Origin of the sequence: Flavobacterium cucumis (genome assembly GCF_900148835.1) — a bacterium.
Taxonomy (GTDB): Bacteria; Bacteroidota; Bacteroidia; order Flavobacteriales; family Flavobacteriaceae; genus Flavobacterium; species Flavobacterium cucumis.
The window spans coordinates 399,225-424,106 of sequence record NZ_FRYK01000002.1 but is presented as its reverse complement, the minus strand read 5'-3'; the positions used below and the strand labels follow the sequence as shown (position 1 = coordinate 424,106).

Here is a 24,882-nt window from a genome sequence, read left to right as displayed (position 1 = left end):
TCTTAAAAAAAATAAAAATATGAAAACATTATTTAAACTGTACTGTTTTGTATTCCTTTTACTAATGGTAGTAACGAGTTGTGAAAGTTTTACTGAAATTGAGGTGCCCCAATCGCAACTTACAGGGCCTGCGGTTTTTGAAGATGTCAATACGGCAAATGCAGCACTGGTGAATGCCTACGCCCGACTTCGTGAAGAAGGCATGGTAACGGGCACAGCCTTTGGCCTTTCCCATTTGTTGGGAAATTATGCCGACGAACTCACCTTTTATGGAAGCAATACTTCTTTTCAAAGTTTTAATAATCACACGTTAGTACCTAGTAATTCTTTTCTGGCTACCCTTTGGAATACGAGTTACAGCCAATTGTATGCTCTTAATTCGATTATAGAAGGATTGGATAACACAAGTGCTATTGCAGAAGAAGACAAGGAGAAGCTTAAGGGGGAAGCCCTATTTTTAAGAGCCTACATTCATTTTTACTTGACCAATTGCTTTGGAGAAATTCCCTACATTACCACTACAAACTATTTACAAAATGCAACAGTATCTAAGAACAGTATTGCTGAGGTTAATCAAAATATTGTACAAGATTTAGAAGATGCAATAGCTTTGTTGCCTTTAAATTATCCATCATCAGAGCGCGTTAGAGCCAATAAATACGTAGCAAAAGCTATGTTGGCGCGTCAGCATTTGTATTTGGGCAATTGGGAACAAGCTGAATCAGCGGCAACAGCCGTACTAAATAGTGGCGTTTATACTTGGGAATTGAATGTGGCAAACGTATTTTTAAAAGAGAATCCTGGCATTATATGGGCTTTGCACCCTGGAATTGCAGGATTAAATACCAAAGATGCAAGAACATTTGTTTTCTCAATAGGTCCGCCTACAAGGCCAGCTTTATCACAAGATTTAATCAATGAATTTGAACTTAATGATACGAGAAGGACCAATTGGACAAGAACGATAACAAATGGGAGTCAATCTTGGTATCATGCTTACAAATACAAGAAAACTTTAAATACGGGTACCTCACAAGAGTATACAATTTTGTTTCGTTTGGCAGAGTTGTATTTGATTCGCGCTGAGGCAAGAGCAGAACAGGATAATACGACTGCGGCATTGGAAGATCTTAATAAAGTGAGAAATCGAGCAGGACTTGCAAATAGTATCGCTGTAACAAAAGCGCAAATTCTAGCGGCTGTATTGCAAGAAAGAAAAATGGAGTTGTTCACTGAGCAAGGACATCGTTGGTTGGATTTAAAGCGAACAGGAAATGCAGCAGCGGTATTAAGTCCTATCAAACCCAACTGGCAAAACACCCATATTGTTTTTCCACTTCCAGAAGCTGAGCTCCTTTTGAATTCCAATCTATTACCCCAAAATACAGGATACTAAATGAGAAATTTTGCCATACAAAGTATCGTTTTCATTTTGGTTTTGGGCTGTCAAATGGTGTTTGGACAAAGTACAAAAAAGGTACTTAGGGAGCAGGATTACAAACTATGGCATACACTCGAGGATGAAAGTATGGCTCCAAATGGGAATTGGATTGCTTTCAAATTGCAGTATGAGAATGCGAATGACACATTGGTGCTAAGAGCAAGTAAAGGCGATAAGCAGTTTATTTTTCCGCAGTATTTCAATGGTCAATTTAGCTTCGATTCCAACTGGTTTAGCTGTCAGAATGATAGGGATGAGGTAGTACTTTTCGATCTTGAAAAGGAAACGAAAGACGAATTTAAAAAGGTAAAGAAATATCAGTTAGACGCCAGTGGTAATCGCATTGGCATCCTAACCCATACAGACACTTTGCTTTTACAACAAGTAAAAACCAAAAAGCGCCAATATCTTTCCAATGTTAAAGCATTTGAGTTTAGTTCTAAGGGGGATATCGTGGTGGTCAAGGATACATCGGTAGTGCTTTTCACTACCGATAATCCTTTGGTTGCGATAATCATTGCGCACAATTCATTGGGTTTTAAAAATGTAATTTGGAATCAAGATAAAGGAGTGGCTTTTTTTGAAAATCAAGAAACCGTTGCTACAGCCAATCAAAATCATGCTATTGGGTATTACGATATAGCAACCCAAAAGCTGTACACCCTAAATACCGATGATTTTCCGGAATTACGAGATAAAAGTATTGTAAAGCCTTTTGGTCAAAAAGGCATGCTGTTGGAACCCCATGAAGACAAAGTATTTTTTTACTTGAATGCCCGTGAGAAGGCCAAGAGGGAAGAGGTGAAAATGGAGGTTTGGGAATATGATTCGCCGCTTGAATACCCGTCACAAATTACAGAAGGTGCTTTTGAGACTCAAAACAAATTAGCCGTTTGGTGGCCGCAAAAAAATAAAATTCGTGTATTGGCTACAAATGATAGGCCAAGAACCATAGTTTGTCCGGATAGCAATTATATTATTAGCTTTAACCCAATAGCTTATGAACCCCAATTTGAACTTTCGGGGCCAGTTGATCTTTACTTAACCGACTTAAAAACAAATGAAACGGTATTGTTACTGAAAAAACAATCTCAAAAAGTACAGACCTTTGGTGCATCATCACAAGGGAGCTACTTGCATTACTATAGGGATCAGAATTGGTGGGTATATGATATGCACAAGAAAACCCATACTAACATTACGAAAAAGTTACCCTATACCGTAGAAAATTACAAACAAGACGAAGCAGGTCCAAAATATGCTTTTGGTTGTGCGGGATGGTCATCAGACAATCGACATGTTTTTATTTATGATGAATATGACATTTGGAAAATAACCCCCGATGGAAAAGAGCGAACGAGAATAACAAATGGAAGAGCAACTGCAACCAAATTTAGGGTTGAAGACGATTTGTATGTAAGTCAATCCTTTCGCGGAAGTATTGAATTCTTAACGCATACATTTGATAAAAGGGAGGGCATAATCGTATCGGCATTTGATAAAAATAAAAACTGGGGCTATTACTTTTGGAGCGAAACAAAAGGATTAAAAAAAGTGCATCACAACACTTCAAAATCGAGTAAAATCAAAACTACTGCAAAAAATCAGGAAATGATTTGGATAGAAGAAGCTTGTAATGTGCCACCAAGGATTGTGTGGCAATCCAATAGAGATAAAAATTCAAAAGTTATTTATCAGTCCAACAAGCAGTATGATCGATTTGAATCAAGAAAGGCAGAATTAATTCACTATGTCAATACCCGTGGCGATTCCTTACAAGGCGTTTTGTATTATCCTGTAGGGTATGATGAAGCTAAAAAGTATCCCATGATTACCTACATTTATGAAAAATTGTCCCATCGCTTGCATCAATATGAATATCCAACCCTTTATAACAGAGGTGGTTTTGCTGTGGCCAATTATATTCATGACGGTTATTTTGTGTTATTACCCGACATAGTGTATGAAGTTGGGAATCCCGGAATAGCAGCAAAAGATTGTGTGGTAAGTGCTGTGAACGAAGTTTTAAAAAGAAAGGTAGTGGATGAAAATCGCATTGGTCTATATGGGCATTCCTTTGGCGGGTATCAAGTAGCGTCGATTATTACGCAAACGGATCTTTTTAAAGCGGCTGTAGTGGGTTCTGGTGTTACGGACTTAAATAATCTGTATGTTCAGATGAATTGGTCTTGGAACCGAACCCAAGCTTGGCGATTTGAATCGCAGCAGATGCGAATGGGATCCAATCCTTTTGAAAATAGTGAAGGTTACAAAAATAATTCACCCATTGCTAATGTTACTAAAATTAGTACCCCTGTTTTGATTTGGACTGGAAAGGAAGATTATAATGTAGATTGGAACCAAAGTATTTATCTTCATATGGCTTTAAGGCGTTTGCAGAAGAAAAATAGATTGCTGTTGTTTCCAAAAGAAGGACACACCATTAATTCACCTGAAAATCAAGTATTGCTTACGCATGAAATTAAAAAATGGTTTGAGGTTCACCTAAAACAATAAAGCAACAATGCCGGAATAAATACCGTTCCGGCATTGTCTTTTTAAATACAGAACGCAACTTATTGTTTTCTGTAAAGAGGTTCAGGACAAGACATTGCTTTGTGGTTAAATAGGGTTCGCTAAAGCGATGGCAGATCATGACGGATTTTTTAGGAACACAGATTTTAGAAATTAGAAAAATCTTTGCTTGGTTTCAGTTTTTTAGGAACACGGATTGGAGAAATTATAGAAATTTTAGAGTTTTAATTGGGGAGGAATGGTTAAAATTTGGAGCGCTGATGAAGCATGGTCGTAGATTTTTCTTTCTTTAGCTTTGTGGTTAAATAGGGTTCGCTAAAGCGAAGGCGGATGGTGGCGGATTTTTTGGAACACAGATTTTAGAAATGGGAGTAATTTAAAAAATCTTTGTTTGGTTTTAGGTTTCAAGTTTCAGGTTTCAAGTTTTTTTGGAACACGGATTAAGGGAATTTGAGTAATTTTTATAATCCTTTGTATACTTTGATTAATGTTATGTTGTGTTGACACGGTCTTTTATGACTCCTATGTTTTAAGTTATTACACGTGAAATTATCAGTGATACTGAACATAATTTCAATTTGTTTTATTGACTGTCTTTGTTGATTTACAATAAATTCAATTTGTTAAATTTATTTATTGCTTCTGTTCGGTTTTGTACGTGCAGTTTTTTGTAGATGTTTTGTACGTGTTTTTTTATTGTTTCTAAACTTACGCTTAATTGTTCAGCTACTTCTTTGTACTGAAATCCTAAGGCTAAATTGGAAAGAATTTCTTGTTCTCTCTTGGTTAAATTTAATAGCATTGCTTTTTCTGTGACATCATCCTGCATGTAGTTGATTACTTTTCTGGCAATGAATGGACTCATTGGTGATCCGCCTGCAAAGAGTTCGTCTAATGCCGTCATCATAGTTTCTAAGGAACTGTTTTTTAATATATAGCCGTCGGCTCCCGATTTAATTGCTGCAAAAACCTTTTCATCATCATCGTGCATGGAACAAATTAGGCACAGTGAATTGGGATATAATTGTTTTATTTTAACGATATGATTTGTAATCAATCCGTCAGGTAGACTAATATCTAACCAAAATAAATCGGGGAATAATTCTGGGAGATTTTTGGTAAGGTCCTTAATTTTTGAGAAAGAACCAATACATTCCATTTCAGGGTTTTTATCAATTTCGGAGACAATAACTTCTCGAAATGAAGTATCGTCCTCTAATATTACAATTTTTTTCATCCGAACAGGTTAATTAGATTTTAAAAAATAATAGTATTATAATTTTTCATTTTGATTTTCAAAGTTTAGGGGGACTTGTAAAATTACGGTAGTTCCTATGTCTGATGATTCAAAGGTTACTTTTCCTTTTACACCATCCAATCGATACTTCAAGTTATTTATGCCTTCACCAAAACCATTTTTAAGATTTTCTACCACGTTAAATCCTTTTCCATCATCTTTAATGCTTATTTTTAATTCCTTATCAAATGTAACGTTGCAACTAACTTTTGTCGCTTCTGCATGTTTTATTACGTTATGAAAGCATTCTTTTACTGATAAATACATTTGTTTTCTGTTGTGACTAGGAATAGAGACTTTTGGTATATCTATAGGTAATAACATACTAAATGAGATTGGGGTTTCTTTAAAAAGAATATTGCCTTGTTTTTGAATAAAAAGTAAAAGGTTTTCAAGATTATTGTGTTCGGCATTTAGTTCCCAAATTACCTCTGTTAACTTTTCACTTACTTTTTTGGTACTTTTGATAATGGTATCAGCATCGGCTTTGATTTTTTCAATATCATCTTGACTTTTTATTCGGTTTCCTAATAAGCTAATGGTTGAGATGCCAGCACCTAAATCATCGTGAAGATCTGCTGAAATACGGCGTCTTTCTTGCTCAGCAATTTCAAGCTTCAAGAAGGTTTCTCTTAATATTTTTTGAGAGGCTTGCTTTTTTTTATAAAATAAAAACCAAATCAAAGAAAACGTAGCAACAAATAGTAATGAGGAAATTAGGATGATATACCTGCTTTTTTGTTGCGCCTTTTCTTTTTCATTTTGTTGTTTTAAAAGTGTTGCTTTCTTTTCATATTCATGTTGCATTACCGTTTGCAAACTTTTCTTCTCGTTTTCTTCATTATTGATACTGTCACGGTAGCTTATGAACAATTTATAATGTTCGTAGGCTTCTTTATAATTAAATAATGCACTATCCGCTTTGGCTAAATTATTGTAACTACTTTTGATAAGTGTTCTTACGCCTAATTTTTTTGATAAAGCTAAAGTTTGTTGTAGGTATTTTTTGGAAGCCGTTGGATTTTTAAGTTGGAGTTCGGACATTCCTAATCCTAAATAAGAATAAGCAATTCCTTTTTTATTGCCCAGTTTTTCTCTTATGGTTAAGGCTTTCAAATAAATTTCTTTTGCTTTTTTGGCATTCCCTTGGTAGAGATAAGCACTGGCCAGATTTCCATAAGCTGTTCCCATACCGCTTAAGTTTTGCTCTTTTTCATAAATTTGAAGCGCTTTAGTATGGTACTCAATGGCCGATTGGTATTTTTTTTGGTCAATGTATAGGATGCCTATATTTGTATGTACATCAGCAATTCCCAATGTATCATTTGCTTCTTTAAAATAGTTCAAAGCAGTTTTGTATTTTATCAGGGCATCATCAAGTTTTTCCTGTTGCCAAAATACAGTTGCTATATTAGAATAGGCGTTGGCAATTCCTTTTTTGTCTTTTAGTTTTTCTTTTACGCTTAAAGAATTATAATAATATTTCAAAGCTTCAGGATATTTTCCTTGGCTTTCATAAACCAATCCAATATTGTTAAGACAACGGGCTTCACTTTTACGATCTTTAAATTTTTTAAAAAACTTTAATGCTTGCTTATAATTATAAAGGGCCTCTTCAAAATTATTGAGATAATGATGTGTTGCTGCCATGTTTAGATATCCATCCGCAATACCTTTCTCATTATTCAGCTGTTTTTGAACGGCTAAATATTTTTTATTGTAAAGTAAAGTAATGCTATCATTAGGAGGACTTAAGCTTTGATAATAGTCGGCATAATTAAGAAGTATTTCTGCTTTGTAGAACAAGAATTTTTTATGTTCGGGTGATCCGACTTTAGTTTGATTGAGATTTTTTTGGACTAATTTCTCTAACTGCTGATTGTAGTATAGCTGGATTGTATTATCATCGGATTCTTGAATGAAATCATTCAAAATTTCACAGCGTATTGAATCATGAGCTGCTGTTTTTAGTTGGGTTTCTAGTTGCGATACTTGACTAAAAGTAAAAATAGGCACTAATAAAAATAAAATTACAACGCATTTTAAACGAGCAGTATATTTCATTTTAAGTTGTTGTATTATCTGAATTTTCATTTTACTTATGTTTAAAATCCGTTTCTAAATTAGCCGTTTACAAGCTTTTCGAATAAACTTTCCTCTTTAGGTTTGTGTTGCTCCAAATGTTCTAATGCCATTTTATAGCCGGCACTGCAATCTTCCGCACAATGATTGATGTACGATTCGTAAATGGGTTGGGCAATAGCATCATTGGGTGGTAATAAAAGTGCAAGTGCGGGCAAGTATTCACAAAAGAAGGTTTGCCCAAAAGTGGTGGTAATGGCTTTTTTAATTACTTCGTCTAGACCTTGAGGTTGGTAGGCAATAAGCCCAAAAACTGCGTACATGTTGGTGTAATAATCTTTGGGTTGAAGTGCCTCCAAAGCATAATGATACAGCATTTTAAAAGCGGGTTCATATTTTAATTTGCCAAAAGTTTCCAAAAGTTGTGCTGACACCTTTTCTTTTAAACGATGGTTGACAACACACGCTTCATATAGCAATTCAGCTTCTGTTTTGCTACCTTGTTCTTGTATGATTTGCAACAAAAAATAGGCTTCGGCACGAGCGTAATCTGCCACAAAGGCCTCTGCTAAAGTGTGAACAGCAGTTCCTTTTAAACTTTGAAACTCGAAGGCTTTTTGTTCCAGAGTTTCATGCGTTGTGGCTGGATTGTGATAATAGACTAAAAAAGGATGCATGGTTGCTTGATGTAATTTTAAGTTAATTCAACTGTTTGTATTGATGAAGTTTGTCTCCTGTTCCTTAAAAGATTTTAAGCTAACTAAAATGATGATTAGTAATTTTATGCTTACGAGAAGTAAACCTATATTTTTTTAATTCAATTTCTCACATGGACTACTTTTTAATTACTTTGAAGCTTTCAGTTTTTTCACCTGAAACCACATTAACTTCATAAACTCCTAATGGTAATTGTGCTACTTGTACCTCAATACTATTATCATTTCCTTCGAGCGTTAGTAACTTTTGGCCCAAAAGATTCGTCATTGTTATATTATTGATTTGATTTTGTGATTCGATATAAAATGTGTCTTCAATTGGATTTGGATAATACTTTAGCGTTGTCATTTTGGGATCATCAATACTTAAAGGAGTTGAATTTGCTAGTATTCTTGCTATTCGTCTTCTATCGGCACTGTTGTAAGTAGTAAAATTACCGGCTACAATAGCTTTTTCATTTGAAGGAATTAGAATGGAAAATATAGGTCCACTAGGTCCGCTACCTGGAGAAAAACCACTGTCTAAACTACCGTCTTGATTAATTCTAGCTAATTGAGTTATAGGCAATCCGTTGTAAACATAGAAACCTCCTCCGATTAGAATTTTATTGTCAGATTGTATAGCAATGCTTAAAACATAATTTGAAGTTCCAGTTCCTGTATTAAATGAGTTGTCAATGCTCCCATCAGGATTAATTCTTGTAAAATTATTTACATTAGTCCCGTTATAATTTGAAAAATAGCCACCTACTAAAATTTTGTTATCCGATTGTACAACCATTTTGTGTACGTAGCCATTAAACCCTGTGCCCGAGTTAAAAGATGTATCTAAAGTACCATCACTATTGAGTTTAGCAATATTACCCGTACTAACTGAATTATAAGATGTAAAATTACCACCTATTAGAATTTTACCATCGGAAAGTGTTACAATTGATAAGATATCCAAATTACTTCCAACTCCTAAATTAAATGTTGCGTCTAAGCTTCCATTGGAATTCAATCGTTCAATTCTCCTAAACATATTGTCATATTGAGTAGCAATTAATATCTTTCCATCGGATTGTAAGGCCATATTGTAAATGTAATTACTCGAAATTGTACTATTAGTAAAACTACTATCTAAACTTCCATCTGAATTTAAACGTATTATTTTAGAAACTGGAATGTTGTTATAAAATTCAAAAGCGCCGCAGATTAATATTTTACCATCAGGTTGAACTATTATAGAATTAACAGAATTATTGGCTCCAATGCCACCTGCATTAAAACTATTATCAAGACTTCCATCCGAATTTAGTCGAGCAATTCTATTTTGGGTAACACCATTGTAAGAAGAAAAAGTACCACCAATTAGTATTTTCCCATCAGGTTGTAGTGCTGTTGTTTCTATATTAGCATCTGTACCTAATCCTACATCAAAAGTAGCATCAAGACTTCCGTCTTGTGCTAAAGCAACTTCAAGTGTTACTAATGTAATACAACTGAAAAGTATTTTTTTAATCATGTTAATTTAGTTTAATTATTTATTTTTCAATTTATCAATCAATTTTAAAAGCGGTTCACGGTTTTTAGCTTCGTGGTAAAACTTGGGTAGTTTTTCCAAAAGTGTAAAATGGGAGCGGTCTTTGTGTTCACGAAGTTTAGCACCGATGTATTGTTCTAAATAGAGTAAATGCGCTTCGTTGTAAGCAAAAAAGAAGTCGTTTTTAAAAGGGGCCAAATACCAAGTTTCCACATCAAAATAAGCACTAGCATCAGCCTTGTAGTTAGCGGTATAGCCCAGATGGGTTAACAAAGTGTCTTTTACATCGTGAAAACCACAATGCGTGCAAGTGAGTTTGGCTTTCTTTTCTTCATAGTTAACGGTTGCCAATGCTTTTTTTTGGCATTTTGGACACGCTACAGCTACTTCCTCTTGGAAGTCTTTGAGTCGGAAATTTTGGTCTTGGAAGCGTTCTTGCATTTAATGTGTTTTTTTCAAGCGTTCTTCTTCAGCTAATTTACAATAATAGTAAATTTCATCAACGAGTTTAGGAATGCTATTGTTCAAAAATTTCAAATCATCCAAATTATTAGGACGTTGATTTGGCTTGGCTTTTAGGTCGGATTTGTATAACGCAAGGGTTTGTAAAATAAGTGTGAATTGTCGTTTCATTTCCGTATAGTGCCAACTGTCTTCATTGAGGACAGCTTTGAGCCAAATGGGAAATTGCTTTTCATAAACCTTACCTTTTTCCATGAGTTGAGCTACTTTTATGAGTTGCTCATTTGTGTTCCCATCATTTTTGATTACAGTACTTCTAAGGTCTAACAAGTAGTTTTTTACTTGGTATAAGCTGTCGATGTGGCTTTTGTTTTGGGCAAACATGATACTCGTAAAAAGTAATACAAAAACAAAGCTAACTTTCATTTTCTTAATCATACCAATATCCTTTTTCTATTTTATAGCCTGCTTTTTTGAAGGCTTTTATTAATTCATCTGCCAAATATTCATTTTGTCGTAACGATACAAAGTGGGTGCGAAACAAATCCTTGGTTGTACTTGATTTCGTGTAATTACCATCGTCAAAATATTCTTTTCGGATGAGGGTTACTTTATCGGGTGTGGTTTCAAAAAAGATTCCCATGTCTTTGGTTACTGCTATTACATCTTTGAGTGCAACTATTTGCTGGTCGAGGTAATATCCTTTTTCAAATCCAAAATGGTGTTTGGTGGTGTAATAGAGGGTATCGTTTTTGATGACAAACGGCTCGGTTACTTCTAAGGAATCGATGTCCATTTGTAATAATCCTATTTCATTGCCCAATGTATCCACCTCTGTGAACACCATTTTGCGTGCCTCGTTTTCCTGTTGCAAAGTTTTTTGAAGGATTTGGGTGATGGTGGTGGTTTGGGAGTAGGAGATTGAAATCAACAAACAGGCAAAGTACTTAAATATTTTTCTCATCATTTATAGTTTTAAAAAAGTGCTGTTAATCTGAATCCTATTTGAGTTGATTGCTTTGGAAACCCAAAATATCTAGAAATTTTTTCATCAGGTTCTTCTTTATTAGGATCAGAAAAAGAGGATATTTTGTAATAAGCTCCAATCCCCATTTGACCCCATCTGAACATGACCTCAGGCTGAATATTATGAGCTAAAATTGGTTTGGTATCTACTATTACATCAGAAAAATCGGAAGTATCATATTGATCTTTCTTTCCTATTAAATAACCCAATTCATAATTTAGTTTAAAAATGATGTGGTCTTTGAATAAAGCAATGGTGGGTCCTGCGTTTACTGCTAGATAAAGATTGCTATAATCATGAAGTGTGATCTCAGAAGTTGAAGTATCAAAAAGCTGAAATAATTCATTTTGTTGAAAATAACCAACACCAATTCCTACATTAAACCATCTACCAAGATATCCATAATTAAATGTACCATTAATTGGATGATTTATTTGTGTATGCTCTTCATCATTTGAAATGGACAATGGCAAACCAGAGTAATTTACTGAAAAATAATTAGCACCAAGATCTATACTCTGTTTGTAACGTTTTCTACCTTTGATTTTTTTATCTGCTTCCCATGTTCCTTGTATCCAATTTCCATTATAAAGATACAAAGTCCCTGCTCCATTTCTTTTGCCATCCAAGACCAATCCTTCATAGCGGTCGCCGTTTGTATATTCAATTTTAGCATTGCCTGTGAAAGCATCTTCTTCATAATCTCCGATGTATTTACTTCCATCCTTTAAAGTCGTTTTGATTTCCCCAGTGTAAATATTATTACCTTTAAAAGTTCCTTTAAAATAATCTCCATTGGTTTTTGTTAATTCACCATCCCATCGAACATCATTTCCCCATGAGCCCCAATAATAATTTCCATTAGCATATTTCATAGAACCTCTTCCATTTTTGTAACCCTTACGCCATTCTCCATCATAGACGTCTCCATTTTTGTAGGTCATTTTACCGTTGCCGTCTTGTAAAGAACTTCCAAGTTCTCCAACATATTTACCGTCTTCAAATTTAATTTCAAAAGTGCCTGTTTCACTTGGTGCTCTGTTTGCAATTTTACCTGAATAAATACTACCATCTGGGAAATATATTTTACCTTGATAAATGTCTCCATCTTTAAAGTCACCATCAAAAATAATTTTACTGCCGTTATTGTAGCTTACAGTTAATTTTCCTTTGTTAAATTCGCCGTTACGGAATTGACCTTCATAAACTTCAATAGCACTCGAAAAAAGTTTACCCTCTCCATCATACCTATTATTTTTCCAGTAACCTGTATATATGATAACATTATTTGCTTTTAATAAATCCCCAAAACCACTTATGTTTCCCTCTTTCCAATTTCCCTCGTACTTTTCTCCATTTTGATAATAATATATTCCTTTACCTTCTTGTAATCCATTCGACCAATTTCCTTCATATCGCTCGCCATTTGGAAATTTTAATGTTCCCCTTCCAGAGAAAACACCGTCTTTCCATTCTCCTTCATAGGTTTCGCCATTAGAATAGGTGCAGGTTCCTTTGCCAGTAAAATCATTTTCAATGAATTCACCTGAGTAAGTGTTGCCTAGTTCATCTTTGAATATTTTTTGCGAGAAACAAAAAAACGGGATAATTAAAAGTATATATATTGATATTTTTTTCATGATTAGTGGGTGTAAATGTTAAAAAATGGAATGTCGACTAATATGGAAAAATTGAATCTTCCTACCCCAAAGTTATTTTCGACTGTTGAATTGTTTTGTGTAAACTCTTTTAGATTTTTGATGTAGCTATAATGCAGTCCTAAACTTATTGGCGTTTTTTGTATATTGTAGTAAATCCCTAAGCCTGGTGCAAAGAACTGTTCAATCTTTACATCTTGATTTTCAATTTCAGTATCATTAAATCGAGCATTAACCATTGTTCCTAAATCTATTACACTAAAAAACGCAGAAAAATTCGCCCTTTTTTTATCACTTGTCGAAATAGTAAAACCAATTGGGGCTGTTAAACCAAAGTTTCCACGATCTCTATTGCCGTTTATGTAAGCTCGTTCTATACCACCTGATAAACCAACATATCCATTGATTGAGATATTAAAACTTGATTTACGCTTGATTGATGAGCTGCCAATAGGTAGTGTATAAGATTCTAAAATCTTCCTAACGTCTTCTGATTTTTCTACCATTGCAATTTCTGATAAAAAGGTTAAACCTCTCAGGTCTTCGAGGTTCATTGTTTCTTTTAGCATGAAATACGTATTAATCAGTGCTGTTTGATAATCTTTATTTAAGATAGCTTCATAAATACTTAAAAAAGAATTTAGATAAGTAAAAGTTATATTGTCAATCTTCAAATAATCGTTGATGATTTTAGTATTTAGAAAAACATTAATGCTTTTTGTTATATTGGTACTGTAAGTAATGAAATCTTCAGTAGTTTTTAGATTAAAGTCTTTACTTTTAAGTAGTTCGTAAGTGCTATTTAATTGGTTAAAAAGAGAACCAAAACTTTGAACCATTTCAACAAACTGAATTGGATTTTCAGTGTAAGGTTTGAAAATAGGATCATCTTTTAATTGTTCATATAGCAAACCATAAAAATATCTAGCAACCAATTCCTTATCATTTTTAGTATTTAAAAAATTCAAATCATTAGATGGATTTACCCAAATGGTAGCTGCACCTTGTTTGTTTTGTAAAGCTATTGATAAGATATTCAAACGCTTTAATGCAAGCTGTAAATCTTGGTTAATTATCTCATTAGAATTGGATAAATTTTCAATTATTTGTTGAATAGAGTAACCTTCTTTTGTTTGTGTTGCTATATGATAACCGATATTGTAAAAATCTTTTTGTGTTGGATTTAGACCTGTAAGAGAAGGAATGTTTTTGGGTATTTCCGCAATATCTTTCTTTACCAGATTTTTCAGTATGTTAAAATCTAATGCATAAGTAGTTGTATTAGAGTTTTTGTCTGTAATTTCATTAATTAACTGCATTGAATTAGGAAAAAGACTTTTGACTGTTTGTAAATCTTTTATTTTTTGAAATGATTTATTTGTAGCCATACTGATTAGCTCTGCTGTAAATCTATCTGCTAAAAAGTCTGATGTTCCTTTGATTATTAGTGTTTGCCAGCTTGGTTGACTAGTTGCGGATGCACTAAAATCTGCAATATCAAATTGTACAGATTCAAAATTATTCGAATCATTTTTTTTACCTCCAGTCCCATTTTTATTTGTTAATGGTTTAGGATATGGAAAAAAATCATTGGACAAAAAAGGGTTACTATTGAATGCATTGAATTCGTCAAGATTTAAATTGTATTGAGATAAAATAGAATTAATTTCATTCTTTAATTTTATGTAATCTAAGTTTCTATTTCTATGTTGCTCATAAATTTCCTTTAGCTTCAGTGCATCCAAATAAGTATTTTGTTGTGCAGAAACTGTATTGCATATAAAACATATGATGATTATAAATATTTGCTTTTCCATAATTTATCGTTATTTTAAATAAATAGGCCCTTCACCTTTAACTATTTTAAAATCTCCACTTTTATTCATCAAATAAGCAGTCCAAATACCATCGTTATATTTTGGGTCGTCCCAACCTTTTGAATTTAGATAGTGTATTTTGGCATAATCATATGTTTTTTCTATGTAGATTTCTTTAAGTTTATTAATAGTGTTTTCATTGAGACTGCTTGTGCTGAGCGAATTAATATATATGTCAATTCCATGGAATAATATAGTATTACCTTTAGAATTCAAAAAATTCCCACTAATGGTCGCAACAACTTTTTTTTCTTTTATTGAATAAATTTCTTGTGAACAAGAATAAGCAGGACCAGTGCTAACTAACTTTAGTATGAATGGTAAATCCCTATCATAAAAAAATTCCAGTTCATTCCCCTCTCCAGAACTCAAAATAATATTTCCTTTTCTGTCAATAAGAGCTTGTTCGTGTGTAAATGTTTCATTACCACATTGGCCTGTAGTTCTATTGCCTTTTGTTATTGTCACAATGGCATATTCGCATCCAGCTTCAAAAGAACTTGTATTACGCATAATAGCTTCAACAAATTGAGGCTGAATTTTCCAATGATCATTTTTGCCATTTTTATCTTTAAATCCTATCAGTCCTGATGTTTCATCTTTTACAGGAGTCCACAATGGAAATTTTTCAATATTATTTTTGGCTTTCTTTTTTGTTTCTATTATTAGATTGTTAGATTTCTGTTTTGGCGCGACCAAAACCATTTCATTGTCTTTCGCTTTTTGTATTTGGATAGCTACTTGTTTTTTTTGGTCGGCAATCAATTTAGTTTGTTGTTGTTTTCGTTGTTCAGCTTGTTGGGCTCTTTTTTGAGCCGCTAGTTTGTCGGCTTCTAGTTTTTCTTTGCGTTCTTTTTCTAGTTTTTCATGGCAAATAGAGCATACTCTATCAATGCAGGAGACTGTGTTTTTACCTTGTAATTGTTGAGCATAGACACATCCGGGGGCACATTTTAAATGACCATCTTGTGCATACAATAGACTACTTACTGATATTCCTATCAAAAGGAAAAATATTTTTATTGTTTTCATTTTTTTGCAAATTAATTTATTTAATTTCAACAGCTTCTGATTCTACAAAACCTTTGTTATTGCAATAATCATTGTAGGGTTTATTTACCCTTTTGGTATCAACACAACCTCTTAAAAATTCTAGTTGTTGTCTTATTTCTCCATTGGATATCACTTTCTGCATGGGGTAATTTTTTTCGTGATCCCAATACGAAATGACACCATTGGATTCCGCTTTGTTTACCGTATAAAATTCTGTTGGAATAATGTATTCTCCAGCAAACTCTTTAGGTATTTTAAAATGTAAATCGGTTGCTTTTCCTGTTTTAGTATCCGTATCGTATTCATAAATGGGTAAATAAATGACGTAGCCATAGCACAATTCATGGGTGCAATAGCCAGCACCTTCTTTATTAAGGCGTAAGTGAATTTTGTAGAACACTTTGTTTCCCACCACTTTTGTTTTTTCTAACTGAAATTGTACTGGTTTGTCTCCTCTAAGATAGCGCCATTCGCTGTGGTTTTTTTGTGCGTTTAATTTGCTAGCTACTAAAATCCCTAAGAAAAGAAATAGTATTTTAATTGTTTTCATAGTTATAAGTTTTATGAGTTAATTGATTAAATCAAGTACATGATTTCAATAATCTAGGAAATCATTTTTTAAGAATAATTGGATGAGTACTTTTTTTCAGAAACCATAGAGCGATGTAGTGGCTTCTGACATCTTAGGTTTTATGACTTTTATAGCTTTGAAAGTGGCGTAAAGAAGTAAGGATTTTACTTGAATAATTCTTCTGCTAGAGTTACAATGACGATTTTGTCTGGACTTCTTACCGAAGCTTTATCCGTTTCATACTCTTTTTTGACAGCTTCAAAATCGTTAGGTAGTTTATTTCCTCTACGATTACTTCCGTAATTGTTTGGAATTATAAAATCCATTATGGTATTAGCATTAGCGTCTTTTTCTTTTACAGCATTTCTAAAAATTTGAACTTTTTTGTTGTCAAACATTACTTTTTTGCCACCACTACAATAGTAAGCGTCACCATTGATGATGTTGCTCATATATACTGTTTTTGAATGCGGGTCGTAGGCTTTAAAATAAAAATAGCCTTTATCATCACAAGATAATTGTGCTTGAATTTTGTTAGATACTGTTAAAAAAACAGTTACTATCATTAGCATTTTAACATTGTTGCGCATAAATTTTTTCATATATTTTTATTTTAGTATCAAATTTATTATTTTTGATAGTGTCATAAAATCCCTATTTGTAGTGATTTTTAATGAATTATGTCTATGGAGAAACTCAAATATGATGATATGAAGAAAACTTGGTACGAGATTGCTCGTTACCAAGACAAAGCGATGGATATTGAATATGAGTTGGAAATTCACAAGAAATTGCTTGATATTTTTCATATAGGAGACTACTACTATTACATTTGTAATCTTTTTAAGGTTGAGTTTGAGTTTTTGAGTGATAATGTAAAAAAAGTTTTAAAACTCAATGAAACATCAGATTTTTCTGTTGAATATATTTTTGATAACATTCATCCTGGTGATAAAAATAGATTTATAGCTTTCGAACAGAAAGTAACTTCGTTTTTTAATGGATTATCACCAGATTTGGTAATGAAGTATAAGGTAAGTTATGATTACCGAATAAAGTGTTCGGATGGGACTTATAAATGGATTTTGCAACAGGTTACCACCATTCAAAGTGATGAAAACGGGGCTGTAATTCGCGTTCTAGGAGTTCATACTGATGTTACCCATTTGAAGCCAGACAACATTCCATCGGGGCTTTCTTTTATAGGTTTAGATGGAGCTCCTTCCTATATTAACGTTGCGGTAGATGAAGTAATTGATATTCCTCCAGAGCCTATGCTTTTAACTATCCGTGAGAAAGAGATTCTAAAGTTAATTGTTAATGGGAATACAAGTAATGAAATTGCAGCAATTTTATTCATTAGTAAACATACAGTTGATAGTCATAGAAAAAATATATTAAGAAAGACTAATTGTAGGACAAATTCTGAATTGTTGTTTAGAGCAGTTACACAAAACATACTTTAATTTGATATAGTGGAGGTAAATAGATACTTTGTTTAGCTTTGTGAGTAAGTTAATGTTGTCTCAAGTTTTTTGGAATACAGATAGACATAGGCTTTTTTAGCTTTGTGTTGAATTTGAAGTGGAGGGTTTAAAAAAGAGCATTTAGGCGTTTCACTTGTTTTTAGGATTTAGATGGTGGCGGATTTTTGGGAACACGGATTTGGGAAATTTTGGGAGTTTTTAAAATTTGGAACGCGGATGACACGGGTTTGCTTTGGCAAAACGCGGATGGTGACGGATTCGCTAAAGCGAAGGCGGATGGTGACGGATTTTTTGGAACACAGATTAGAGAAATTTTAATTGAGGAGGAATCTTTGAAATTTGGAACGCGGATGACGCGGATTTAACGGATGGTCGCGGGTTTTTGTTTGGCTTGCTTTGTTTTTAATTTGGATTCGCTAAAGCGAAGGCTGGTGGTGACGGATTTTTAGGAACACAGATTAGAGAAATTTGAGAAATCTTTACGTGGTTTCAGGTTTCAAGTTCCAGGTTTTTTAGGAACACAGATTGTAATAATTTGAGAAATCTTTAAAATTTAAAATTTGGAACGCGGATGACGCTGATTTACTTTTGCAAAACGCGGATGGTGACGGATTCACTAAAGCGAAGGCGGATGGTGGCGGATTTTTTGGAATACAGATCTTAAAAATTTTAGAAATTAGAAAAATCTTTGTATGGTTTCAAGTTTCAGGTTTTCGGTTTTTTTGGAACACAGATTGGAGGAATTTTGGGAATTTTTAAAAATTTAATTGGGGAGGAATGGTTAAAATTTGGAACGTGGATGAAACATATTTAACGGATGGTCGCGGGTTTTTCTTTGGCTTGTTTTGTGGTTAAATAGGGTTTACTAAAGCGAAGAGGGATGGTGGTGGATTTTTTAGGAATACAGATCTTAAAAATTTTAGAAATTAGAAAAATCTTTGTGTGGTTTCAAGTTTCAAGTTTCAGGTTTTTTTGGAACACAGATTAGTGAAATTTTGGGAATTTTTAAAATTTTAATTTGGGGAGAAGTTTTTAAAATTTTAGAAATTAGAAAAACCTTTGTGGTGTTTTGAGTAAAAGTTGTGTGATTATAAATAAATTTTTTAAACTTTTTCTGATAGGATTTTTAGATGTATTGTCAAAAAAGTTTTTATCCAAGTAATTAGCGCTAACTTGAATTACAAGTTTCATCAAGACTGATTTTGAACCAAATGGGATCATCAGTTTTTCCATTACATTCGTAATTAAATTAATTGTTTTTAAGTTATCAATTGTTATACTATATTGCTCTTCAAGAGTCAAAAAATCCATCGCTTTTTTCTCTCTTAAAGCAAGAATTCTCATCTCTAATGCTTTTTTTTGATTGATAGCTTTCATATCGTAACATTTTATTTTTAGCGGTATCATTTTGAAAAATTGGGACTAGTAGTTGTATCTCTTTTTTAATTGTTTGGCCTCTATATTATATTTAATTATTTTATCTGGGCTTTATGATTTTCAATTGTTTGAATATACTATAGTTGAAGCCAATTTTATATCGAAATCTTATCGATTATCTTACGGATAATAAAATTACTAACAGGAGTTTTGATCCATTTTTCTTTAAAAGTATAGAGCAGAATGGCTATAAAGAAATAGATGAAGCCTACAGCAAGAAAGCCGTAATACTTAGCTCCTAAATAATCGCCCAGGAAAAGCGCTAATGCAATATTCATAAAAAGTAAAACAACAACAGCAACAATAGTCATAGCCAATTTCACCGCTAAATTAGAAACGATATCTGAAAGTTTATAAACAGCTTCGCTTTTTATTAATTCTAGTGATGTTTTACTATAAGTTGCTGCTTTTTCAAGCAGGTTTTCAATTGTTGCCGTGTTGTTTTTCATTTTAATTTAAATTTTGTTTGGTGTAACCATAGTTTTTACATCGTCTACTAAACCATCGTATTTGCCAGAAGCTTCATCATATAAACCTTCAAATTTATTCTTTAGTTCATCTGCGTAGTCCTGACCTTTAGCCATGATTTTTTTTCTGGTTTTAGAACCTTTAGCTGGGGCAAACAAAACCCCCAATAGAACGCCAACTCCAACCCCTAATAATAGCCCTAAAGCTGTTTTTCCTGATTCCATAATTTCTATTTTTAAATTTAATCTATATTTTTTTTCCTTGAATAAGTCGAAATAAAACAGCGATGACTGCGATGACTAATAAGATGTGAATAATTGATCCAGCACTATAAGCAAAATAACCTACAGCCCATAGAATGACCAAAATCACTGCAATTGTATACAATAAATTACTCATTTTCCTTAATTTTTATTGTTAACGGTTAAATCTTTTAGTGCATTCCCTAATTCTGACATATCCGAGTTAAATTCTCGTTTGAATGATTCCCAATCGGTTTGATTGTTTTCATAATCTGAGATTTTATTTTTTAATGTCTCATTACGTTCTTCCAGAGCATCAATGTTTTTTTTGTAATTAGCATCAAATGTAGTTCCCGATTTATTCATTGCTTTTTTGAGTGCTACAATACGGGTTTCGTTTTCAGTAATACTTTTGTAAGCTTCAGCTTTATACGCTTGCCATTCTGCATCGTTAGCTTTTGTTATGGCGTCATTGTTAATGTCATTAGTAACATTATCCAGATTTTCCTCTGCTTCTTGAACGTTTTCAATAGCATCTGCTTCTTTTTCTGTGTTGGATTTACAACTTGTAAATACATTTCCTACCATAAACACTGCTATAGCAAGACCTAAAATTAATTTGTTCATTTTATTGATTTTAATAGTTTATACGTTTTTTTTTGAGTTTTTGTAACTTTACTTTTGATCTTCTCGAAGTAATTTGAAGTTTCAATTTTAAAAGCGGTATCTAATTCCTAAAGCAATATCGGGTCCGAAACTATCTTCTCTGAAATCATTCGAATTAAAATATATTTCTGGTCTAAAATCTAATGAAAGTTGTAATGGAATATCAAAATTATATTCGATACCAATATCACCAGCCACTAAAGCAAATGTTCCCTTATCGTTATTGTCATTATTGTCGGTACTCCAAGTTCCTAATCCACCACCAAGACCTGCATACCAATTGAAGCCTCCCTCGATATTCCAAATCCATTGATACAATCCTACTAATTTTAGGGCGTCTACCTGGTTACTGTTTCTCCATCCCAAATCAAATTCTAATCTATTGTTAGCGGCTAGTTTTCTTTGATAGGATATTTCACCCCCAAATCCGTCATTGTCTCCTAAACGTAACCCTAGTGCGTTTTTTGAAGTATTTTGTGCTTGAGTACTAAATGATAATCCGATTAACATACTAGCGACTAAAATTATTTTTTTCATGACTGAGTATTTATTATTGTTTATAATGTAAAGGTGGTTACTAAATACTATTTTTATGTTATAGAATTTTAAAGAATAGTTATACAATTCCTAGATATTACTATTGATTTCATATTTTTTCATAAGGAGTCTTCCTCTCCAAATTCGTTTGTTTTTCTTCTTTTTTTCTGTCTGGGTTTTGTTGAATTTTCTTTTGAACTTTGTCGCTCTGTTTTTTTTTATCGCTTTTTTTAGAAGCAATAATTTGCTTTTTTTTAGTTGTCATAGCTCTATTAATTAAATTACAATCGTTTGATTTTTACTTTTCTTTTTGGAGTAACTTTTCTGTTTCACCGTAGTTTTTTCTTTCTGAGTAAGATGTTTTTCCATTATTAAACGAGCCATCAAATAGCTTACTGTTGATTCTGCTCCTTGATTTAAATTGATATAAGTATCTTCTAAACCGTCATAACAACCACCCGTGCGGGGATTGTAGATAATTTGATGCAAATGATTTTTGCCTAAAAACCAATCAAATGCTACCTCCATTTTTTCCAAATAGACATCTTCTTTGAAAATTTCATAAAACTTATTTAAGGCAATTATGGTATAAGCCACATCTATGGGTTGTTCGCCACCTATTGGTGCCGTTATTGAATTGCTATCATTTTTCAACCAGCCTTTGTTTGAAATCACTTTAATGACCTCATTAGCGAATATTTTTGACAATAAAAATTCAAAGGATGTTTTAGCAATTATTTTATAATTTTCGTTTTTAGTTGTTGAATAAGCACACAACAAAGCTTCTGGTAAAATGCTATTCCCATAAGTTAGATAACTTTCAAACCAATGCCAGTTTTCGCTATTTTCATGTTTATACATTTGAACCAACTTATCCGATAAATCTTTTAAGAGCAACACATTATTTTCTGAAGGGTGTTGCAAATGATTATAATAAATTCCTTTGATAATGAATGCCATTGCTCTAGGAGAGTGAATTTTACAGACGTTGATCAGGGCTAATTGCAACGTTTCTTTAGCACTTTTTACTAATTTAATGGGTAAAACAGGACTAATTGAGAGTAAATAACCTAATGCCCATATAGCTCTGCCATTAGCATCGGCAAGATTTTCTGAATTTTGTTTTGTAAACTTTTTATGCTCATCAACATAATTTAAGAAATAGCCCTCAGGTTGCAGGCAAAATTTAATAAAGTGGAAATATGTATAAATAAATGCTAAATCGTTTTGATCTTTTTTTTGTATGAAGTGTTCACAAATGGCTATTAACGCTCTGGCGTTATCATCTAGAGTGTAACCTGATTTGATGTTGGGCTGATTGATAATGGAAAATTGAATCATACCAAAATCAGTAGTTAATTTTTTAAAATGACTCAGGTTAATGGGTGGAATTTTATAATTTAAATCTAATCTATTATTGCTAACGTTTTGAAATAAAACAGCATGTGAAATAGCCGTATTTTCCCAAGCGGTTGGTGCCAGTTTATGAATTCCATTAGATGAAATTGTAGCTCTCATTTGCTCGTTTTCTAGTAGATGGTTGACCTGTTTAGCTAGTTGTTCACTATTTTCAAAATCTATAATTATCCCTGTTCCATCACTCAATACTTCAATGGCATGTGGAATTGGTGTTGAAATGATAGGACAACCACAACTAATTGCATAAGAAAAAGTTCCTGAAACTGCTTGATTTCTGTCTTTTGATGTGAACAAATAGACATCCGTTAATTGCAAATATTCTAGTAGATCATGTAAAGGTAAATATTGATTGATGAATGCTGCATTTTTATTTAATTGTAACTGATTAATTCTAGCTTCTAAACTTAATCGATATTTTTCACCTTCCTTTTTTACAATATTGGGGTGTGTTTTTCCTATTATTAAAAAGAGCACCTCAGGATTTTTTTTTACGATAATTTGGAGGGCTTCAATTGAAGTTTCAATACATTTTCCGGAACTTAACAATCCAAAAGTTGCTAATACTTTTCTACCCACTATATTAAATTTTTCTTTGAGCATATCTTTATCAGAATGTTGTACTAAATGTGTTCCATGTGGAATTACAGAAACTTTATTGGGATTTATTTGATAATCTTTTACTACTATTTTTAGAGAATTTTTAGTCATCACAATAAAAGAATCTACATAGGTATTCATGTTTTGAACCATTTGTAGTAACCTATCATCTGGATTAGGCAAAACGGTATGAAAAACTATAATTATGGGTTTGTTGATGTCCTGTAAAAGCTGAATAAAATCCTTTTCATTTGATTTAAAAAGTCCGAACTCGTGTTGGATTAAAACCATTGAAATAGCATTATTTTCATTACATTCTTTAGCTAGTTCTTTATATGAATTAGAATTATCGGTTTCTAATACCGTTTTTACTTCCTTTGTATATTTATATTTTTCAAGGGAGGTTTCTAAAGCACAAATTGTAATATTAAAAGAAGCTGTAAATTTATTATTTAGTGCAATAATTAAGTCTTGGGAATATGTAGCAATTCCACATTCACGAGGTGGATAAGAAGTAATAAATAAAATTTCGGGAGTTTTTTTTATAATTTTCATAGTAAGAAATTTTAATTTAGTAGTATTTTAAATGACGTAATAATTCTGTCAATAATTCGGATAGTGAAACAGTAGCACAACCAATTCGAGAATCGGCAGCACCGTAATAAATATGTAAGGTGTCGTCTTGAATAATTGTTCCTGTAGGAAAACAAACGTTATTAACCTCTCCTTTAATTTCCCAAATTAATTCAGGACCAAAAAGGGGATAGGGCAATCGGACTATTTCATTTTTAGGATTTTCTAATTCTAACAAGGCTGCACATGCACAGTACACATACCCTTTTACGGTATCATGAACACCATGATAAATTAGTAACCAACCTTCTTTTGTTTCTATTGGTGGACAGCCTGCGCCTATGTAACTAATTTCATGCTCAAATTTTGGCGCTAACACTATATTATCTTTAAATTTTAAAAGATAGTTTTGCCAAAAGTCTGTATTCAACTCGCTTATTTTCTCGATACTAACAATTTGTATATCTGGCTTTATACGATGTAAGAAACATAATTTTCCATTGATTTTTCTCGGAAAAAAAACAACATTTTTATCCCAAACTAGTACTTTTTTTCCTTTGCGTTCTCTAATTTGATCGTGCTCATTGTATCGAATGTATTTTTCATTTATTTTACCTTTAGTCTCGGCCAATCGTTTAAACTCGTGAAACATGATTTGAGGTACTATGATGCCTTTCTTTTCCCAATGAACAAGGTCTTTAGAAGTGGCTAATGCTCCTAAAGCATTTACGCCATCATACGCACAATAGGAGAAATAAAACACATCGTCAATTAAAACAATTCTTCCATCTTCTATGCCGTGTTCTTCGTAATCAAATTGAGGAAATATGAGCGGTACATCGGTACGTTCCAAAATTTCAAAAGGACTTTTGAATTTTGCATAACCTATGCTGGAATAATTTCTTTTTGCAACCGCACGATAAAAAACATGAATATGATCTGCATGTTTTATTACTGCCGGATTTAACACCCCTTCCCATTCAAAACCTAAAGTTCTTTTTTCTAAAACAATCCCCTCTTTTTTTACTTTAATCATGGCTTAATTATTTTATAATAAAATGATTATATGTGTATTATAAAGAACGATTAATTATTTTTAAAAAAGTTACAGAACTATTTTATTAAATTATATAATTCGCATGTTCTTTAATTTGAAATAAAAAATGTCAACCATTATGGATTGACATTTTAGTTCTACTACTTTAACTAAGT

Annotated in this window: 25 protein-coding genes; 4 read left to right on the top strand and 21 right to left on the bottom strand. The window is 32.7% G+C overall.

Annotation, left to right across the window (positions count from 1 at the left end; all coding sequences use genetic code 11):
• The first annotated feature begins 19 nt into the window (after positions 1-19).
• A complete protein-coding gene (locus tag BUE95_RS07935; protein WP_073583176.1) occupies positions 20-1,396 on the top strand; it encodes a RagB/SusD family nutrient uptake outer membrane protein in 1,377 nt (458 codons plus the stop codon).
• Positions 1,397-3,958 (top strand): alpha/beta hydrolase family protein, encoded by a 2,562-nt coding sequence (locus tag BUE95_RS07930; RefSeq protein ID WP_073583174.1) that lies wholly within the window; start codon positions 1,397-1,399, stop codon positions 3,956-3,958.
• 622 nt (positions 3,959-4,580) lie between these two features.
• Here the strand turns inward: BUE95_RS07930 and BUE95_RS07925 are convergent.
• From BUE95_RS07925 to BUE95_RS07870, 12 genes are all read right to left on the bottom strand, one after another.
• Positions 4,581-5,213, bottom strand: coding sequence for a response regulator transcription factor (locus BUE95_RS07925; RefSeq protein WP_073583172.1), 633 nt, complete (start codon positions 5,211-5,213; stop codon positions 4,581-4,583).
• A 36-nt stretch (positions 5,214-5,249) separates the two neighbouring features.
• Entirely contained in the window at positions 5,250-7,367 is a 2,118-nt protein-coding gene (locus BUE95_RS07920) for a tetratricopeptide repeat-containing sensor histidine kinase (protein ID WP_073583170.1), read from the bottom strand.
• Between the two features lie 29 nt (positions 7,368-7,396).
• Complete coding sequence (locus BUE95_RS07915) at positions 7,397-8,032, bottom strand: hypothetical protein (protein ID WP_073583168.1); 636 nt, start codon at positions 8,030-8,032, stop codon at positions 7,397-7,399.
• 157 nt (positions 8,033-8,189) lie between these two features.
• Positions 8,190-9,578 carry a T9SS type A sorting domain-containing protein gene (locus tag BUE95_RS07910; RefSeq protein WP_073583166.1) on the bottom strand — a complete coding sequence of 463 codons (1,389 nt, stop codon included), beginning with the start codon at positions 9,576-9,578 and terminating at the stop codon, positions 8,190-8,192.
• 15 nt (positions 9,579-9,593) lie between these two features.
• A complete protein-coding gene (locus BUE95_RS07905) occupies positions 9,594-10,037 on the bottom strand; it encodes a hypothetical protein (RefSeq protein WP_073583164.1) in 444 nt (147 codons plus the stop codon).
• A complete protein-coding gene (locus BUE95_RS07900) occupies positions 10,038-10,496 on the bottom strand; it encodes a hypothetical protein (protein WP_143165247.1) in 459 nt (152 codons plus the stop codon).
• Positions 10,489-11,022, bottom strand: a complete 534-nt coding sequence (locus BUE95_RS07895) for a hypothetical protein (RefSeq protein ID WP_073583160.1) — start codon at positions 11,020-11,022, stop codon at positions 10,489-10,491. The genes BUE95_RS07900 and BUE95_RS07895 overlap by 8 nt, the downstream gene beginning before the upstream one ends.
• Positions 11,023-11,033: 11 nt before the next feature.
• Positions 11,034-12,725, bottom strand: coding sequence for an MORN repeat-containing protein (locus BUE95_RS07890; protein ID WP_073583158.1), 1,692 nt, complete (start codon positions 12,723-12,725; stop codon positions 11,034-11,036).
• A gap of 2 nt (positions 12,726-12,727) precedes the next feature.
• Positions 12,728-14,560 (bottom strand): hypothetical protein, encoded by a 1,833-nt coding sequence (locus tag BUE95_RS07885; RefSeq protein WP_143165246.1) that lies wholly within the window; start codon positions 14,558-14,560, stop codon positions 12,728-12,730.
• Positions 14,561-14,569: 9 nt separating this feature from the next.
• Positions 14,570-15,652: a hypothetical protein gene (locus BUE95_RS07880; RefSeq protein WP_143165245.1), complete on the bottom strand. Its 1,083-nt coding sequence runs from the start codon at positions 15,650-15,652 to the stop codon at positions 14,570-14,572.
• Positions 15,653-15,668: 16 nt separating this feature from the next.
• Entirely contained in the window at positions 15,669-16,223 is a 555-nt protein-coding gene (locus tag BUE95_RS07875) for a hypothetical protein (RefSeq protein WP_073583152.1), read from the bottom strand.
• Positions 16,224-16,408: 185 nt separating this feature from the next.
• Positions 16,409-16,846, bottom strand: coding sequence for a hypothetical protein (locus BUE95_RS07870; protein ID WP_073583150.1), 438 nt, complete (start codon positions 16,844-16,846; stop codon positions 16,409-16,411).
• Between the two features lie 84 nt (positions 16,847-16,930).
• Between BUE95_RS07870 and BUE95_RS07865 the strand changes: the two genes are divergently transcribed.
• Both BUE95_RS07865 and BUE95_RS13650 read left to right on the top strand, forming a co-directional pair.
• Positions 16,931-17,710: a LuxR C-terminal-related transcriptional regulator gene (locus BUE95_RS07865; protein WP_159433502.1), complete on the top strand. Its 780-nt coding sequence runs from the start codon at positions 16,931-16,933 to the stop codon at positions 17,708-17,710.
• 209 nt (positions 17,711-17,919) lie between these two features.
• Positions 17,920-18,096 carry a hypothetical protein gene (locus BUE95_RS13650; protein WP_159433501.1) on the top strand — a complete coding sequence of 59 codons (177 nt, stop codon included), beginning with the start codon at positions 17,920-17,922 and terminating at the stop codon, positions 18,094-18,096.
• Positions 18,097-18,778: 682 nt separating this feature from the next.
• Here the strand turns inward: BUE95_RS13650 and BUE95_RS07855 are convergent.
• The 9 genes from BUE95_RS07855 to BUE95_RS07825 all read right to left on the bottom strand — a co-directional run bounded on the left by BUE95_RS07855 (position 18,779) and on the right by BUE95_RS07825 (position 24,706).
• A complete protein-coding gene (locus tag BUE95_RS07855) occupies positions 18,779-19,108 on the bottom strand; it encodes a hypothetical protein (RefSeq protein WP_143165244.1) in 330 nt (109 codons plus the stop codon).
• Positions 19,109-19,263: 155 nt separating this feature from the next.
• Positions 19,264-19,617, bottom strand: a complete 354-nt coding sequence (locus BUE95_RS07850; RefSeq protein ID WP_073583144.1) for a phage holin family protein — start codon at positions 19,615-19,617, stop codon at positions 19,264-19,266.
• 6 nt (positions 19,618-19,623) lie between these two features.
• Positions 19,624-19,860, bottom strand: coding sequence for a YtxH domain-containing protein (locus tag BUE95_RS07845; RefSeq protein WP_073583142.1), 237 nt, complete (start codon positions 19,858-19,860; stop codon positions 19,624-19,626).
• A gap of 22 nt (positions 19,861-19,882) precedes the next feature.
• A complete protein-coding gene (locus BUE95_RS13560) occupies positions 19,883-20,035 on the bottom strand; it encodes a lmo0937 family membrane protein (protein WP_143165243.1) in 153 nt (50 codons plus the stop codon).
• 5 nt (positions 20,036-20,040) lie between these two features.
• Complete coding sequence (locus tag BUE95_RS07840; protein ID WP_143165242.1) at positions 20,041-20,505, bottom strand: hypothetical protein; 465 nt, start codon at positions 20,503-20,505, stop codon at positions 20,041-20,043.
• Between the two features lie 87 nt (positions 20,506-20,592).
• A complete protein-coding gene (locus BUE95_RS07835; RefSeq protein WP_073583138.1) occupies positions 20,593-21,081 on the bottom strand; it encodes a hypothetical protein in 489 nt (162 codons plus the stop codon).
• 109 nt (positions 21,082-21,190) lie between these two features.
• A complete protein-coding gene (locus BUE95_RS13645; RefSeq protein ID WP_159433500.1) occupies positions 21,191-21,346 on the bottom strand; it encodes a hypothetical protein in 156 nt (51 codons plus the stop codon).
• Between the two features lie 11 nt (positions 21,347-21,357).
• A complete protein-coding gene (locus tag BUE95_RS07830; protein ID WP_073583136.1) occupies positions 21,358-23,652 on the bottom strand; it encodes a glycosyltransferase in 2,295 nt (764 codons plus the stop codon).
• 16 nt (positions 23,653-23,668) lie between these two features.
• Entirely contained in the window at positions 23,669-24,706 is a 1,038-nt protein-coding gene (locus tag BUE95_RS07825) for a glycoside hydrolase family 130 protein (RefSeq protein ID WP_073583134.1), read from the bottom strand.
• Between the last annotated feature and the right edge of the window lie 176 nt (positions 24,707-24,882).

Excerpts from the sequence above, each read along its gene's own strand:
- BUE95_RS07845 (WP_073583142.1), bottom strand. The coding sequence starts at position 19,860 with ATGGAATCAGGAAAAACAGCTTTAGGGCTATTATTAGGGGTTGGAGTT.
- BUE95_RS07855 (WP_143165244.1), bottom strand. The coding sequence starts at position 19,108 with ATGAAAGCTATCAATCAAAAAAAAGCATTAGAGATGAGAATTCTTGCT.
- BUE95_RS07875 (WP_073583152.1), bottom strand. The coding sequence starts at position 16,223 with ATGAAAACAATTAAAATACTATTTCTTTTCTTAGGGATTTTAGTAGCT.
- BUE95_RS07890 (WP_073583158.1), bottom strand. The coding sequence starts at position 12,725 with ATGAAAAAAATATCAATATATATACTTTTAATTATCCCGTTTTTTTGT.
- BUE95_RS07935 (WP_073583176.1), top strand. The coding sequence starts at position 20 with ATGAAAACATTATTTAAACTGTACTGTTTTGTATTCCTTTTACTAATG.
- BUE95_RS07920 (WP_073583170.1), bottom strand. The coding sequence starts at position 7,367 with ATGAAAATTCAGATAATACAACAACTTAAAATGAAATATACTGCTCGT.
- BUE95_RS07830 (WP_073583136.1), bottom strand. The coding sequence starts at position 23,652 with ATGAAAATTATAAAAAAAACTCCCGAAATTTTATTTATTACTTCTTAT.
- BUE95_RS07900 (WP_143165247.1), bottom strand. The coding sequence starts at position 10,496 with ATGATTAAGAAAATGAAAGTTAGCTTTGTTTTTGTATTACTTTTTACG.
- BUE95_RS07850 (WP_073583144.1), bottom strand. The coding sequence starts at position 19,617 with ATGAAAAACAACACGGCAACAATTGAAAACCTGCTTGAAAAAGCAGCA.
- BUE95_RS07835 (WP_073583138.1), bottom strand. The coding sequence starts at position 21,081 with ATGAAAAAAATAATTTTAGTCGCTAGTATGTTAATCGGATTATCATTT.
- BUE95_RS07905 (WP_073583164.1), bottom strand. The coding sequence starts at position 10,037 with ATGCAAGAACGCTTCCAAGACCAAAATTTCCGACTCAAAGACTTCCAA.
- BUE95_RS07930 (WP_073583174.1), top strand. The coding sequence starts at position 1,397 with ATGAGAAATTTTGCCATACAAAGTATCGTTTTCATTTTGGTTTTGGGC.
- BUE95_RS07915 (WP_073583168.1), bottom strand. The coding sequence starts at position 8,032 with ATGCATCCTTTTTTAGTCTATTATCACAATCCAGCCACAACGCATGAA.
- BUE95_RS07910 (WP_073583166.1), bottom strand. The coding sequence starts at position 9,578 with ATGATTAAAAAAATACTTTTCAGTTGTATTACATTAGTAACACTTGAA.
- BUE95_RS07885 (WP_143165246.1), bottom strand. The coding sequence starts at position 14,560 with ATGGAAAAGCAAATATTTATAATCATCATATGTTTTATATGCAATACA.
- BUE95_RS13645 (WP_159433500.1), bottom strand. The coding sequence starts at position 21,346 with ATGACAACTAAAAAAAAGCAAATTATTGCTTCTAAAAAAAGCGATAAA.
- BUE95_RS07880 (WP_143165245.1), bottom strand. The coding sequence starts at position 15,652 with ATGAAAACAATAAAAATATTTTTCCTTTTGATAGGAATATCAGTAAGT.
- BUE95_RS07865 (WP_159433502.1), top strand. The coding sequence starts at position 16,931 with ATGGAGAAACTCAAATATGATGATATGAAGAAAACTTGGTACGAGATT.
- BUE95_RS13560 (WP_143165243.1), bottom strand. The coding sequence starts at position 20,035 with ATGAGTAATTTATTGTATACAATTGCAGTGATTTTGGTCATTCTATGG.
- BUE95_RS07825 (WP_073583134.1), bottom strand. The coding sequence starts at position 24,706 with ATGATTAAAGTAAAAAAAGAGGGGATTGTTTTAGAAAAAAGAACTTTA.
- BUE95_RS07925 (WP_073583172.1), bottom strand. The coding sequence starts at position 5,213 with ATGAAAAAAATTGTAATATTAGAGGACGATACTTCATTTCGAGAAGTT.
- BUE95_RS07895 (WP_073583160.1), bottom strand. The coding sequence starts at position 11,022 with ATGAGAAAAATATTTAAGTACTTTGCCTGTTTGTTGATTTCAATCTCC.
- BUE95_RS07870 (WP_073583150.1), bottom strand. The coding sequence starts at position 16,846 with ATGAAAAAATTTATGCGCAACAATGTTAAAATGCTAATGATAGTAACT.
- BUE95_RS07840 (WP_143165242.1), bottom strand. The coding sequence starts at position 20,505 with ATGAACAAATTAATTTTAGGTCTTGCTATAGCAGTGTTTATGGTAGGA.